Raw genomic sequence first — 15219 nt, 5'->3', positions numbered from 1 at the left:
TATTATAGAAAGCCACTTTTGTTTTTAGTGCTAAGTTTTTCACTTATACTTTCTTTTGTAACCAAATACTTCCTCCATAAACAGGGGTATCTAGCGGCCACCTTTCCAAAAACTTATCCATATGTCTTTTTTCCATCATATTCTGAAAGAACAAAATTTTATAATCATTGTTATTTTGTAAAAATGCTCTCAAAACATATAGTTCATTCCATATCCTTCCACTAAAAATCCATTCCTTAGGATATTCAAACGGATAAAAAATATCATGTAAGTGTATATAAACACCCTTTTTGAGCTTAGGCAATATATCAAAAAATAAATAATTAACGTCTGACCCAACTTTAGACACATGAGTTGAATCAATAAATAAAATATCTCCCTCTTCCAATTCTTCAAATACATTAAGTGGAACATCCTGTAATCTCATAGGTAGCAATTCAATCTTATCGTTTGTCTTTAATAAAGATTTTAACAAACTCGGATAGGGTTCAATAAATTTTAATTTAACTTGATTATTTAAATAATATTCGTTCGTATCAAGCATAACAGCAGAAGAATATCCTGATCCAACCTCAAGGACTCTTTTGGGGGTTAAGATGCGTAGCATACAGTGCAAACCAATAGTATCTCCCGGACTTAGACTCGGGTTATTATATCTATATCGCAACATACTTGTACCTGCAGATACAGTGATATCTTCCCATTGAGGTATAGTATCATATAGAAGACTCATTTTATGTAATGTTTCTATTTGGGCCTCTTCATTAAAATCTATGTCCTTTATATCCCTTTCTAGGGAGAATAATAACTCTTCTTTACTCCTTATCTCTTCAAAGTCTGGATATAGCGAATAAAAATGTCCAAGGGGAGGGAAACTTACTTTATTTGCAGAATATCTCATGTTTTCCCAACATACAACCAATTCAAATACATCAGGTGTCATAACGTAGCGGAATCCTTTTTCCTTTAACATTGTTACAATCTCCCAACCGTTATAAGGAGAGACTAATATATGATAGTTTTCTTTATTCCTAATAAGTTGCTCAATACCCACAACTGAAATACCGCATATAATACTTCCTTGCTTTCTAATATCATTATCACAGAAATACTCAACTGCTATACCATTTTTTTTAAGCATATAAAGTAAACGTTGCCCTCGACTTCCTGCTCCAAATATTATCCACTTTATTTCTAAATCTGAATGCTGCTTATTACAAAAAAGTGAATCAAGTATATTCTTTAATTTCATATTAATCTCCCTTTTACTGTATTATACGCTCTACACTCATTCATTTTTTATAAAGCCAAGTTAAATTTTAAGAACCATTTTAGTTGGTCCTTTTTATTATTCAAAGTCAAGGCTAAACCGATATATTTTTATATTATGTAATAATACAAATCTGTTTTATTCCCTCTGACTGACTTCTACAATAACTATTGCTTTATTTTCATGCCTCCATATTTATTGAAAATCTTTGTTGGGAAATTCTTATCAAAAATTTTGTCTTTCAAACATTTTATTCCCCTTACATCTTCGGAATTCCGTACAAAACAGTTTCCACATGAAACGGTGAATAATGCCTTAAATAAAATTTGTATTCAGGACAATACTCTAGAATTAAAGCGGGAATTTCAAATATATCAGTGAGTTTATGATAAATACAAATGGCCAACTTAGGTTTGTATTTTTGTATTGTGTTTCGGCACCCCCTTAATGCCTCGTATTCAGCTCCTTCAATGTCCATTTTGATAAAGGAGGCTTTTTCACCATCAAGAACATGATCTACAGAGGTTACTTTCACTTCTTCTCCAATGTCACCTATTGTCAAAAGCCCATTAACGTTCATAAAGTGAAGTGACGTTTCTTTACTCCAACCACCTTTTTCTATTAACTTGTAATCAATATGTGCCGCTTCGAGGTTTTCCTTACATTCCTTTATTCTCATTTCATCTGGTTCGAAAGCTATAACAGATTTCAATTTATTTCCAATTCTTTTTTTCAGCTCAATAGACGTCATTGCATCAAAACATCCCAAATCCACAAACACTTCCTCATCAGATATTGGCAGCTCTGGTAAATCAAAATACTGATCGTGCATTAATTTCTCTAAAATGTTCCCATAATTGATAATATTATCCTCTTTTATTCCATGCTCTCTAAGTTGCTCATACATCTCTAATTCGTAAACTCTAGAAGCAATAACTATTATCTCTCCAGCATAATCTTTCAGGAATTCCGTTGTCTTCAGCACTGGAATACCTTCATAGATATCCTCTTTAGGATTATTATCAATAATACATTTCCATTGAATACCCCGGTAAAAATGAACCAACTGCTTCCCTCTGTACCCCAATCCCATAACCACAATTTTACCAGAATGCTTCTTTAACAGACAACTAAATTGCATTAATGCTTCATTTGTTCGGGCAAGCTTTGTATCCCCTTGCTCCCCTCCCCCGGAAATTGAAAGCATAATTCGGTGCATATAGATTTCTCTAGACACATCATCTCCTAATTTACTGTATACCTGTTGTAAGCCTGAAAGTTCCATTAACTAATTCCTCCTATGATTTTTGCTTCTATTTTAGCAGCAATTTCCCTATTTGTCAGATCATTTAAATGTGAAGGCAATTTACCGTACTCATAATTTTCATCTGTAAAATACAGTTCGCTTCCAGCCACTTCGATTACAGTTACACTTGGGCATTTATTCGCAAAAAATTGATAGTACGCCTCTAATATCCGGTTCATCTCTCTGATATCCAAATGATTTGGGTAATCTTCTCTGACCATATTACTGCCATATTGCTCACATAAAAAAGTTTTTATAAGAATAATTTTCGTGGTTGGATATTCTGTTTGTAACTTATAAATGAAATCAATACAACTTTTCTTCCACAAATCCATACATTCTTTGCTCCTGCGAGACAAAATATGCATCCCAGTCAAATGGAAATCCGCCCCATCAAATGCATCACTTTTAGTAATGTAGGAGTCCTTGTATTGAATCACATCAAATCTTTCCTCTATGAAATCCATGCAAAGATATTGTGGTGATTCCTCTTTCATGACATCCCAAAATTCAGAATAAAAGTCTCTACAGATCATCATCATCCTATATTTATTCTTGTGATAAAATTTCAGTTTCTCGTTAATTGGATGCATGATTCCAATGAGGCTAGAAAAGTTAAATCTACAATAGGGATTGTGGAGCATATTCATATTCCACAAAATTCTGTTTAAATTATAACCTCCCACTGTAGCATAGGTGTAATCCAGTGAATCAGGAAACTTTTGTGCAATATAAGTCTGATAACTTCCCACAAGTTGTTTGTACTCGTCTTTGTCTCTTCTGTAAAATGTGGCAGCCAACATATCGGATAACTTAAACTTCACAGTTTCTTCGAGTACTGAACTGTACTTCTGATAGATTCCATTCTTAATGAATCCCTGAAGCAAAGCATCAAATGCACGAATACCTATCGCAAACTCATCACCATTATTTTGTCTTGGTTTAGCAGTGAGCGAATCTTTCCTAAAACGCCTGTAAAAATAAAGGCCTTCACTTACATTAATAATTTTATTACTCAATGCCAATAGCAATGGATAAATTGCTTTTGCTTCACTGTGGCAATCTGGAAACTCGATTTCATACTTTAAAAAAAGTTCCTTTCTAACTAGACATTTCCAGATAGCTGTATACCCATATTTCATGTGCTCTCTAGCAGTATAGAGTTGACCTAAATTACCTGAACATACACGGTATGTTCTCTCTCCTGTTCTGTCATCCACCCTGTATACATCGCACTCTACCATATCTGCATCGTTTTGTGATGCAGCATCATACATTTTTTTTAGAAAATCCTTATCCACCCAGTCATCAGAATCTATAAAGGATAAGTATTCTCCCTTAGCCACTTTCATTCCTTTGTTTCTTGCTATCGATGGTCCTGAGTTTTTTTGTTTCAATACCTTAACTCGCTGGTCGCTTTTTGCCCATTCCTCGCATTTTAAGTCAGAACCGTCTGTCGAGCCGTCTTCAATCAGAATTATCTCAAAATCCCTAAAACTTTGGTTCACAATGGATTCCATACAGGCATCCAACCAGTCATACACATTGTATACTGGTACAATTACGCTAACCTTCATTTGTACTGCTCCTCAATTCTTTGATTGGCTTCATTCAACAATGAAATAACTTCCGGCCCAAATCCAGCATCTAATGCACTTTGTTTTGTAAAAACGGCGGCTTTACTATGTATTTCAGAAATATTTTTGGTCATAGGATAAATATTACACATTATGAACTCTTGATTGAAATAGCTTGCTACAGCTATTCTGTGCATACCATCCAAAATCTTATAATCTTCAAATATGGAGGAACATTTGCTTGTATCATACCCATTCTGCTCCCAGCCTTTTATCAATCTGATAAACTGGTTTAAACGTTTATCCGCTGTTTTTTCATTAATAAATAGCGATAAAAACTTTATGTAGATTTCATATCCGTTTAAATTTCTCCCATAATAATTATCTATTACAAGGTATCGTATCGCTATACTATAATCATCCCTAACTGCGTTCCATATTTGTGAAATAGGTACATTAACATTCCTATACATTGGTGTTCCAAGCATCAAGCTGTATAAAAAGGGATAAATCCAAACATATCTATCAATACCTTTTTCCATTAAACCAACAATAATATCATCCTTTATAGATTCGTGAACTGCCACGCATACTATCATTCGCTCATCAACTTCCAATTGTTCAATTGCTACTACTGATTTTCCATCTATATCAAATTCACTGCCTGTTGTAGTAACAAACGAAAACACGTTACCATCAAGTTCATGTTCTTTTAATGATTGATAAAATCTTGTTGCAACATATCCTGCTCCATAAATTGCTATTTTATATGAACGTAAAATACTTATTAATTCTGTTGTGTTATCAATTTCCACTCAAATCACACCCATTCATCACATAAACTTTGTAGCTAACATATCTTCATTTGTACTGATACGACTTATTAAGCTTTTTATATCCAAAACCTCCATCTATAAAATACAATTGTCTAATGTTTTAAGTTTAGTAAAGATTATTACATGAAGTAATAAGTTAGCCTTCACCTATAAACCTCTCTATTACCCTCATAACCCTTTCACTGGCATGCCCATCTTCCATTACCTCATGCTCCTTGGAAAACTCATCAATTTTCTTTCTATATTCCTCAGCATCAAATTTTGCTATATTTACAATTAACTCATCATTATTCCTGGCCACCGAAAACGGTAAGGAATACATATCCCACATTAACTCCCCTCGTTCTCTTATATACTCTTCCAAATCATCAGCATAAATAAAAACCGGCATATACATATTAATAACGTCAAACACTGAACTGGAATAGTCGGTTATCAACACATCCGATGCCGCTGCCAATTCATTCATATCATCGGCTTGGCTTACATCTATCATATTGATAATTCCATTTTTTAAGGGAAACTGCTCGAGCTGCGCCGCCAATTGCGGATGCAGACGCAGGAATACGAACCATGTACCGCCAAATTTCTGTTGCAATACATTTACCATTCGTTCAAAATCAAGAGTAGGTTCTTCCACAAATACCTGCCGGCTTCCTTTTTGGCTTCCCCCCCTAAAAGTTGGAGCAAATAGAACAATACTTGCATCTTGCGGTATATCATACCGTTTGCGAAGCCCTGTATATACCTCTTCCCGTCTTGTAAAAAAAACATCACAACGAGGGGAACCTGTCTTTATAATTTTTCCTGTATAAATAAGTTGATCTGGAATCAGTTTTGTACACCACTCTGAATTGGATATTACATAATCTGCAAGCTTTGAATCATGCTCACTGACCAAATAAGCCATCTTTGGAAATAACTTTCCTCTAAACAAACCTAAAGGCTTGAATCCAATTGCAGCATGCCAGACCTGTATGTATAGCTGATTTCTTCTTTTTGCTGTACCATATTGTTTTCTGCTATTGTCTATCCATACCTTTGCTGTTGCCAAGTGGTACGCCCTGTTCCAAAATGTGTTTTTTACTTTTCTGATTCCTTTTGGAAATTGTTTTTCTATATTATTTACCAGCCATACCAGTTCAAGGCTCTCATCTTTTTTCAACAACGCTTCCGCAACATAGCGGGGGTTACAGCAATATCCTCCATCCCCTTCAAAAGCGGTAAAGACAACCTTTTTCTTGCATACCGGGAGTATCCATAATAAATGATAAGCTAAACTTGTTAAATAAGCATTTCTTTTCCTCTTATTTATATACTTCTCTTCCGTCATCCCTTATCTCACTTCCTAAATCAGGTCTATTAGTAATAATTCCATCCACACCCATATCACACATCCGTCTAATTTCTTTCCCGCTGTCTACTGTCCAGACATTTACCTCGATTCCTTTATCATGCAAGGAAGGGAGCATACTCTCTCTATCTAAAAGATACCATGCCGGATGAACAGTATCTATTTTATATTTTTCTGCATAATTTTCGATATCCATGATACCATCGCAGAAAAGAAATGCTATCCTTGCTTCTGGCTCCATTTCCCGAAGCATCAGCATGGATTTATGATAAAAAGAAGAAAACAGCGTCAGTTCCAGCATATTCTTTTCTCTTACTAGCTTCAATACTTCTTTTTCCAACCCTTCATAGACGAAGATACTGTTTTTTAACTCTATATTGAACAAAAATGAGGACTTCTTTTGAGCAAATCGTTCCAATACCTCTTCCAATAAAGGAATTTTAACACTTTCATATTCCGGATGGGTCTTATTGAACTGAAACTTTCTTAATTCTCCCAACGTATAATCCTTTATATATCCCCGGCCATCAGATACCCATCCTTAGTCATCTGCACATCGAATTCAATTCCATCTGCCCCCATATCATAGGCCAGCTGGAATGCTTCCATGGAATTTTCCGATGCATACAGGCTAGCTCCACGATGTCCATATATTTTCGTATTATATCTCATTTTATAGTTCCTCCCATGCCTTTACGCCCGATTCCCTCACAGTTGCATTTATCATTAACCAACTCCCTATTATCTCATTCTCATCTCCATAAACCTTTCAATTACACCTGCCATAGCAACGGATTCCTCTTCTGTGAACTTATAGGATTTTCTCTCTCCATTGTGAATCAACGACACGAATTCACTTAATTCATAACGAAGACCGTCTCCTAAAAATCTGGCAGTATACTGTTCCTTCTTGTAAGGATCTTCGAAACGAACTTCAAAGGATTTTGTCAGCCACCAAGGTGACTCTGCGAGAATATATCCTTTGGTTCCTGCAATTATCAACTGCCCCTCTGATTTTACAGCAACACCGGTTTTAGACAATGCCAGCCCTCTCTCAAAAGAAAAGGAGGCTTTTGTATATAAATCAATGCCAAACTCATTCCTTATACTGTCAAAACTTACACTTTTATATTGCGTTCCTAACAGTTTTAAAATAGGAAGCATCGTATGGTTTCCAAATTCTAAAAAACCGCCGCCGTAATTTGGGTCCTTACTTTCCCTGGAATCCGTATCCGCAATTCTGGTAAAACATGCTTCCACATCCACAATGTTCCCGATAATCCCACTTCTCGCTACTCCAAGCAGCTGACTAAACCCAGGACAATACGCTGTTTTAATAGCCTCCAGAAGCAAACAGTCGTTTGTTTTTGCCGTTGCAAACAGTTCCTGCGCCTGTGCCTTAGATAAGGCCATGGGCTTTTCACACAATACATGTTTTCCCTGGCTTAAAGCTGCTTTTGCATATTCATAATGTGTCTGATGCAAAGAAGCAATATATACTGCATCTAACGGATTTAAAAATTCCTCAAAGCTTTCCCAATTTGCCTGAACCTCGTAACGCTTAGCAAACCTTTCCGCACTTTCCCTGTGAGGATTGTAAACACTGACCGCCTCAATACCGCTGACAAACTTCGCTTCAGGTATAAATCGCGCTGCAATACGACCGGTCCCTACGATTCCCATTTTTATAATGGGATACTTTTGTTTTCTTATTAAGGTACTGGATATTTCCTTTGTTCTTTCCAGATACACTACTTCACAAAAATCTTTCAGATAATCAAATTCACCTGTCCAATCTGAGCCAATGGCAAAGGTATCCACACCGTATTTATGTATATCCTCCACTTTTTGCCCCACGTGGTCTTCCACTATGATTTTATCTGCAAATCCAGTTTTTTTCACATTTTCAATCCGATCTATAATGGAATCAACTACGTTTAATTTTCCCCGGGATTCATCATATTGTTCAGTGGTAACTCCCACAATCAAATAATCTCCTAAAGCTTTCGCTCTCTTAAGCAGCTTGTAGTGTCCTTCATGAAATAAGTCAAAAGAACCATATGTAATAACCTTTTTCATTTTATCGTCCTGTTCCCTCCTCTAACCGCTTTGTCCAATACCTTCCAATATCTGCAACTAGCCTGAGCACACTGTCCTGCAACTCTTCAGGAAAACACTTTAATGCCCCGAAGGTCTCAAAGCTCAGTACACCACGGAATCCTATTTCTTTCAGTCCTAATAGGAAACCGTTCCAATCAGTACTTACTTCACCAGCCAATTCTTTCGTGAAAGTAAACGGCAATTGATGCAAGTCACGGATTCCATCATTATCGTGAATGTGAAGCGCCTGTATTCGGTTCCCCAAGGTAAGGATCGTCTCCTTCATATTTTTACCGAGAATATTGGCATGGCCTGTATCAAAACAAAAAGCAAAACACTCTTCCCCTGCTATTTGATTTAGTTCATCCACATATTCAGCTGCTTGATATGGGTCAGCGCATACACCTTCACAGATTCTTCCCCCGAAACTATCATACAGATTTTCCAGACAAATTTTTACACCGTATCTCTTACATGAAGGAATCAGGCTTTGAAAAAAGTCAATATTTTTCTTATATTCTTCTATTCTTCCCAACGGATAAGACAATTTAAAAGGATGTACGACCAGATATGGCGCATGAAGTGCAGCACAGACAAGAATACTTTTCTCCACTACCATTTGTAAATATTTCTTGTCTTCTTCTCTGCCATACACATACAGAGGATATGGAGCATGCACCTGAGAAAACTCCAATCCCTCTCTTTTTGCCATGCGGTAGTATTCATCAAAATGTGCAGATAGCATTTCTTCTGGCTGATCGAAGAAATGATTTATTTTTCCCTGATAAATAAGGTTATTAGGCAAAAAACGGTCAAGATTAAAATCGATACAGTCAAAACCGGCGACCCTTATCCTGTGAAAATCTTTTTCTTCCGCTTTATTCCCTAATAGAAGCCGGGACTGTATTCCTATCTTCAACATAGATTCTCCCTTTGATTGCTTTTTTCCACATTTAAATCGGTTTGCCGTTCATTCTCATTATTTCTTCTGTCAATTCGTAATGATTGATCCCCATATCATTTAATTGTTTAGCTATTTCTTCATAATATGCATTGCATAAAATCACAATCCTCTCATCTTCCGGAACCTCCAATATAGTTTCCGGATTACAAATAGGAATCCCCAGCTTTTCAGTTCCCCAAAGGCTAGCATTATTATCTACAGCAAAAACAGGAGGATGTTTTTTTCCACTTTCCCCCATGTATACATCAAACATTCTGCCTGCTCCAAACAATATCTTTTTTTTAGAACCCATCTGATCTAATAGTTGATTAAAACATATGACATAGGAAAAATTAGCTCCTATTCTGTAAAGGAATTGAAGCAGCGAATCTTGCAGTACTCCCGGAAAACTTGTAAAACTTCGGTAAGTTTCAAAGCTAAGCACACCCTCGAAACTTATCTCTCTAAGTCCTAATAAAAAGCCACTCCAATCTGTAGAACAAAGTCCGGTTTTGGCATCAGAAAAGCTATACGGTAATTGGTGAGAATCCGTGACTCCATCATTATCGTGAATATGCAGTACTTTTAAATGAGAGCCAAGTGCCCTCACTTCTTCTTTAAGATTTTTCCCAAGCACATTGGCATGTCCTACATCAAAACAAGCCCCAAAACGTTCTTCTCCAGCTTTCTTATTCAATATATCAATATATTCCACTGTCTTCCGAGCCTCCGAGCAAGCACCTTCCCATACCCTTCCAGCTCTTCGGTAAGGCATATTTTCAATGCATATCATTACATCATGCCGTCTGGCTTCTTCTGCCAGTGATTCAAAATACTCCAGATTTATTTTTTTCTCCTCCGCCCTCCCCAGCACAAATGCCAGTTCTAACGGATGCATTACCAAATAGGGGCTTCCGAGAAGGTTGCATATGGCAATACTTTTCTTCATTTCCTCCAGAATATATTCCATCTTATCTTGTCTGTTTGGATCATACTTGAATATAGGCGCATGAACTTGTGAAAATCTTAGCCCATACCTTTCCGCGCATTCCCGATGTTTTTTAAAATAGTTAATATCCAATTTCTCAGTGCTGTCTTCAGGACTTACAATATTGTAATCCACGCAAGTGATTCCGGCCTGCTTAATTTTCTTATATCCTTCTTCTATTACACTTTCTCTGATAATCCCTCTGGACTGTACGCCAATTTCCAACATGTTTTTTCCTTTATTAAACTTTATCCAAAAATCTCACCAACTCCAGCAAAAACTTCCTGTTCTTCCTTGGACATCAAGGGATAAATCTGTTTTTCCAACGCTGGAAAGGGAACCTTTTCTGCTACTTTTATTAAAAAAGTCTTATTCTTAAAAGAAGAAAGGTCATATAACTTTGACAAAAAGCCAAAGGTAGCACCAGCAGTCTCTTCTTCACCCGGTTCCTGTTTCAAAAGCAACAGCATGTCCAGTAATACAGGGAAGAGATACGGATTCATTCTAAGAGCCAGGACTCCATATCGGATCACATCAGACGGAGTACCGTATGCTTTACAGATTCCAAAAAGTATCTGATATATTTCAGCAAGATTCCCCACCATTGCTACCTTGCCATCTCCTTTTTGTTGATCAAGCAGATTCAAAGCCTGTTCCAGATAATGCCTAGCCTTTTGCCTCTCTCCCCGCTGATAAAACCATAATCCCGTCCAATATTCCAGATCAGGGGTGGAACCTGCGTAATCCTTTGCCACCTGATAAATGGATACGATATCTTCTTCCTGTCCAGAATTCTTTCTATATTTTATCTTAATCAGCTTTGTAATGTCTTCCCTCTTTCTATTTTTGTCAAAAGAAGACTCTTCCCGCTCTATGGCCTTTAAACAAGCCTCTTCCGCTTCATCAAGCCGATTGGCTGCATAAAAAGAATCTGCCAGATAGGACCATGTATCACCGTTTGAAATGTTTTCTTCTAATTCTCGTTTCAAAAGAGTAATATTCCGATCTATCTTCCCTGTCTCTTCGTAGACAGATTCAGCATAGCCGGTATGATAAATTGTTAGCTCTTCTGATGCATCAAGAGATGTTAATTTTATATCAGCAGACAGGGATAACCTTTCATGTACCCTGTTTTTAAAGCGAAGTTCCGGAATGTTCCTGAAAATCCGGCATTGAGAAAACAGGTTAATTACTCCTCCCGAATCATCGAGGTTAGCCATTGTACAATTTAATGCCACGGCCCGTAAGGTGGGGGAAAGGGTTTTATCAAGTCTTCTTAATAGGGGCAGGAGCTTTTTCGTCTCTTCGTCAGAAAAATATTCATCCGCATCCAGAAATGCAATCCAGTTTCCTTTCGCCTGCTCCAAGGCAAAATTCTTAGCTGCAGAAAAATCATCATTCCAATCAAAATGAAAAACCTTTGCTCCCATCTCTTTTGCAATCTCAACAGTATTGTCGGAAGAGCCGGTATCCACAACGATTTGCTCAAATACAATACCTTTTCCCCAGCTCAAAGCACGACGAATATTCTTCTCTTCATTTTTAACAATCATACATTGGGAAAGCCGAGTCACAATCTTCATACTAAAACTCCTCCTGATTCATGATAAAATTCCCCCGGAAGAATGTTCTTCCGAGGGAAGTATAGTTAAACTTAATAATAAAAATGATTGATTACTTTAATAACTGTAATACTCCCTGAGGAAGCTGATTTGCCTGAGCAAGCATAGCCTGAGATGCCTGAACAAGAATGTTATTCTTTGTATATGCCATCATTTCTTTAGCCATGTCAACGTCGCGGATACGGCTTTCAGCAGCTGTCATGTTCTCCTGAGCTACACCAAGGTTGTTGATGGTGTGCTCCAGACGGTTCTGGATTGCACCAAGGTTACCACGTGTAGTAGATACGCTGTCAATTGCAGTTTTAACAGCTGTAACTGCAGCTTTTGCGTCATCCTGAGCTGCGACACTAATGTTATTAATTCCAAGACCTGCAGTATTCATTGCAGTACCAATTTTAACGTTGATCTGGCCAGTAGCTGATACATCATCACTGATCTGAAGATCATAGTCAGCAGTACCATCTAACAGCTTCTGTCCGTTAAAATTAGTCTCTGTAGCAATTCTGTCAATTTCTGAAGCTAAAGCTGTAACTTCAGCCTGAAGATTGTCACGGTCTTTCTGAGCATAAATTCCGTTAGCAGACTGGCTAGCCAGCTCAACCATACGGTTTAACATGGAATGAACTTCTGTTAAAGCACCTTCAGCGGTCTGAACCAGAGAGATACCGTCATTAGCGTTCTTCTGAGCAACTTCAAGACCTGTAATCTGTGCTCTCATCTTCTCAGAAATAGCCAGACCTGCAGCGTCATCACCTGCGCGGTTAACTCTGTAACCAGAAGATAATTTCTCAAGGTTCTTGCCTACTGCTGTATTGTTGGTTCCTAACTGTCTGTGAGAGTTTAATGCTGCAATATTGTGCTGAATTCTCATATTAAATTTCCTCCTTGAATGTGTTTTCAGGGAATTCCTTTTCCCTGTTTAGTGTGTTTTCCTGTATTAGGAAGTAAAAATACTGCTGTGGAATCTTGCGGGGTACCGACCGCAGGGGTGATTCCTGATGTTTGATACATGTATCTTCTGGAAGCGTACGAAACATAAAATTCAGATGAATTTAAGTATATGTTCTTTATAACTTCCTTTCACATACTCTATCGTACTAATGAGAATAAAAGATAAGTCTTTTTTAAATTTTTTTATTACATTTATATTTTTCATTAATACTATAGCTTTCCAGTATTACTTCAGTGTTGTGATGGGCTATTGCCAGTAGTCTTCATTGCCATAATAAAGAAAGTCCAAAAAACACCTCTTACCTCAAAGCAAAATAAAAAGCACCATCTTTTCGACAATTATATGCTGTAATAGGTTTACTACCGTCCACAATTAACTGCCCCTGTGTCTTACTATCAGAGTATAGTTAACTTCTTTCTTTTTAGGCCCTTGTATTCACAAACTGCCCAATCCCATTCCCGGGCATATGTTTAGGAATCGCTGCCTCCACCATCTTAAGTAATCCTTCAGCTGCAACTTCCTGAGAGTCCATAGCTTTCTTTGCAACGCTGATTCCTGCATTCTGTTGTACTCTTGCAAGACTCATCTCCATGCTTAATACGCCTATATCCATTCCTTTCACTCTCCTTTCTAAGAATACGCCTTTCGGTAATTCCTGGTCCATCTTCTTATTACTATATCGACAAAGTTCTTCTCTTAGATAACAAACTACGAATTTTCTTTATAACAATCCAAAGTAAACCAAAACTCCACACCGCCCTTCACGTTTCGAACACCACAGGACTTATTATGGGAAGCCATAATAGCCTTAACAATAGAAAGGCCAATACCACTTCCCCCATAACCCCTGGTGTGCGCCTTATCCACCTTAAAAAACTTGGTCCAAATCTTTGGCAAGTCCTCATCCGGAATATTCTGACCAGTGTTAAATACTGTTACAAGAGCTTCCTCTCCATTCTCCTCTGCCGTAAATACGATCTTACGCTCTCCCTCCAAATGGTTCAGCGCATTATTTAAGTAGTTTGTAATGACTTCTTCTATTTTAAATTCATCGGCAGAAACATAAATTGGACCGCAATCCTCCAGCTTCACCTCTGCCCCTTTCTGCTGGATTAGAATACCAGCCGAATTAATGACGCCCCGGATCAGCTCCGTCAGATCAAAACGTTCCAACTGAATGCTGTCATTGCCGAATTCTATGGCAGTAAGATTAAGGAGTTGGCGTACCATGGTATTCATTTTACCTGCCTCGTCCATGATGACCCCGCAGTAATAATCTCTGCTATCCGGATCCTCCGCCATCCCTTCCGTGAGACCCTCCGCATATCCTTGGATGAGTGCAATGGGTGTCTTTAATTCGTGGGAAACATTGGCGATAAAATCCTTTCGCATTTCATCAATCTTTATCTTTTCATCAATATCTTTCTGCAGCTTTTCGTTGGCAGCTCGCAGCTGCCCGATGGTATCTTTTAAGGTGTTGGACAGTTTGTTCATGCTGTTTCCAAGCACTCTGATTTCATCTTCCTCTGTGCCGATATATTTGGCATCAAAATCCAATGCCGACATCTTTTCTGACAAGTTGGCAAGCTGTAGGATAGGAGAAGTAATTCTTTTTGTTGTAAAATATATAACTATGCTTCCTATAAGCAGAGCCACCACCCCTACATAAGCGAGAAACCGATTCGCCAGATCCACACTTTCCGTAATGCTGGCAAGAGGGACGGATAAGAGGAAAATAGTTTTATTGTCAGAAAAATACCCCCAGCTTTCCAAATAATAAGAATCGGAACGCCTGTCATACGTCTTCTGCACAATGTAATTGTCGTGCTTTTTTAAAATACTGGCTTCCGGCACGTTCTTTCCGAATATATATGCTTCTACCCTGTTCTTCAAAAACAGCTGATCCCCGTTTGTGAACATGAGGGCCTCATCTGTAGAACTGTCGATCAACACCACCATCAGATTATATTTTTCTCCCATGGTACGGAACATCTTCTGAGCCGGACCTTCATTTTTAAAATTCGGGTCATAGGAATCCTTGTAATAATCAATGATCCCTTTCCCGCTCTCATTCGCCTGTGCTACTAACTTGTCGATCTGCGTATAAGCTCTCTCCAGAGTGTTCACCTTATCATTGGTGTAAAAGCTCTCTAGAAACCAGTTGTTTACAAACCATGTAGAAATTAGGACCAAGGCCATCAGACATACAAAAATTATGGCAAAACGTGCCCTGATGGAATGCTTCATTTAATCACCTCTAATGGTATCCTT

The 15219-nt window shown here is 37.7% G+C and carries 12 protein-coding genes and 1 pseudogene; all 13 read right to left on the bottom strand.

Annotated elements, in window-relative coordinates:
- Positions 1-43: 43 nt before the first annotated feature.
- The 13 genes and pseudogenes from BMW45_RS10920 to BMW45_RS10855 all read right to left on the bottom strand — a co-directional run bounded on the left by BMW45_RS10920 (position 44) and on the right by BMW45_RS10855 (position 15195).
- Positions 44-1252 carry a class I SAM-dependent methyltransferase gene (locus tag BMW45_RS10920; RefSeq protein WP_092243315.1) on the bottom strand — a complete coding sequence of 403 codons (1209 nt, stop codon included), beginning with the start codon at positions 1250-1252 and terminating at the stop codon, positions 44-46.
- Between the two features lie 277 nt (positions 1253-1529).
- A complete protein-coding gene (locus BMW45_RS10915) occupies positions 1530-2555 on the bottom strand; it encodes an FkbM family methyltransferase (protein WP_092243312.1) in 1026 nt (341 codons plus the stop codon).
- Positions 2555-4153 (bottom strand): glycosyltransferase, encoded by a 1599-nt coding sequence (locus BMW45_RS10910; RefSeq protein ID WP_092243310.1) that lies wholly within the window; start codon positions 4151-4153, stop codon positions 2555-2557. Before BMW45_RS10910 ends, BMW45_RS10915 begins: the two co-directional genes overlap by 1 nt.
- Positions 4150-4968: a hypothetical protein gene (locus BMW45_RS10905; protein WP_092243307.1), complete on the bottom strand. Its 819-nt coding sequence runs from the start codon at positions 4966-4968 to the stop codon at positions 4150-4152. Before BMW45_RS10905 ends, BMW45_RS10910 begins: the two co-directional genes overlap by 4 nt.
- A gap of 157 nt (positions 4969-5125) precedes the next feature.
- Entirely contained in the window at positions 5126-6322 is a 1197-nt protein-coding gene (locus tag BMW45_RS10900) for a CDP-glycerol glycerophosphotransferase family protein (RefSeq protein WP_092243304.1), read from the bottom strand.
- Positions 6297-6952: pseudogene (locus tag BMW45_RS10895) on the bottom strand (glycerophosphodiester phosphodiesterase). Before BMW45_RS10895 ends, BMW45_RS10900 begins: the two are co-directional and overlap by 26 nt.
- A 132-nt stretch (positions 6953-7084) precedes the next feature.
- Positions 7085-8422, bottom strand: a complete 1338-nt coding sequence (locus BMW45_RS10885; RefSeq protein WP_092243296.1) for a Gfo/Idh/MocA family oxidoreductase — start codon at positions 8420-8422, stop codon at positions 7085-7087.
- A gap of 1 nt (position 8423) precedes the next feature.
- Positions 8424-9365 carry a sugar phosphate isomerase/epimerase family protein gene (locus BMW45_RS10880; RefSeq protein ID WP_092243292.1) on the bottom strand — a complete coding sequence of 314 codons (942 nt, stop codon included), beginning with the start codon at positions 9363-9365 and terminating at the stop codon, positions 8424-8426.
- 31 nt (positions 9366-9396) lie between these two features.
- Positions 9397-10602 (bottom strand): sugar phosphate isomerase/epimerase family protein, encoded by a 1206-nt coding sequence (locus BMW45_RS10875; protein WP_092243289.1) that lies wholly within the window; start codon positions 10600-10602, stop codon positions 9397-9399.
- A gap of 20 nt (positions 10603-10622) precedes the next feature.
- On the bottom strand, positions 10623-11957 hold the full coding sequence (locus BMW45_RS10870) for a glycosyltransferase family 2 protein (RefSeq protein ID WP_092243286.1): 1335 nt from the start codon (positions 11955-11957) through the stop codon (positions 10623-10625).
- 91 nt (positions 11958-12048) lie between these two features.
- Positions 12049-12867, bottom strand: coding sequence for a flagellin N-terminal helical domain-containing protein (locus tag BMW45_RS10865; protein WP_092243283.1), 819 nt, complete (start codon positions 12865-12867; stop codon positions 12049-12051).
- Between the two features lie 502 nt (positions 12868-13369).
- Positions 13370-13561, bottom strand: coding sequence for a YjfB family protein (locus tag BMW45_RS10860; RefSeq protein ID WP_166433319.1), 192 nt, complete (start codon positions 13559-13561; stop codon positions 13370-13372).
- Positions 13562-13656: 95 nt separating this feature from the next.
- The gene (locus tag BMW45_RS10855; protein ID WP_092243281.1) at positions 13657-15195 is read right to left on the bottom strand and encodes a sensor histidine kinase; all 1539 of its coding nucleotides are present in this window, start codon (positions 15193-15195) and stop codon (positions 13657-13659) included.
- Positions 15196-15219 lie beyond the last annotated feature (24 nt).

The organism is Lacrimispora sphenoides (assembly GCF_900105215.1).
In the GTDB taxonomy this organism is placed as follows: domain Bacteria; phylum Bacillota; class Clostridia; order Lachnospirales; family Lachnospiraceae; genus Lacrimispora; species Lacrimispora sphenoides_A.
This window is presented reverse-complemented; position numbering and strand designations above follow the sequence as displayed.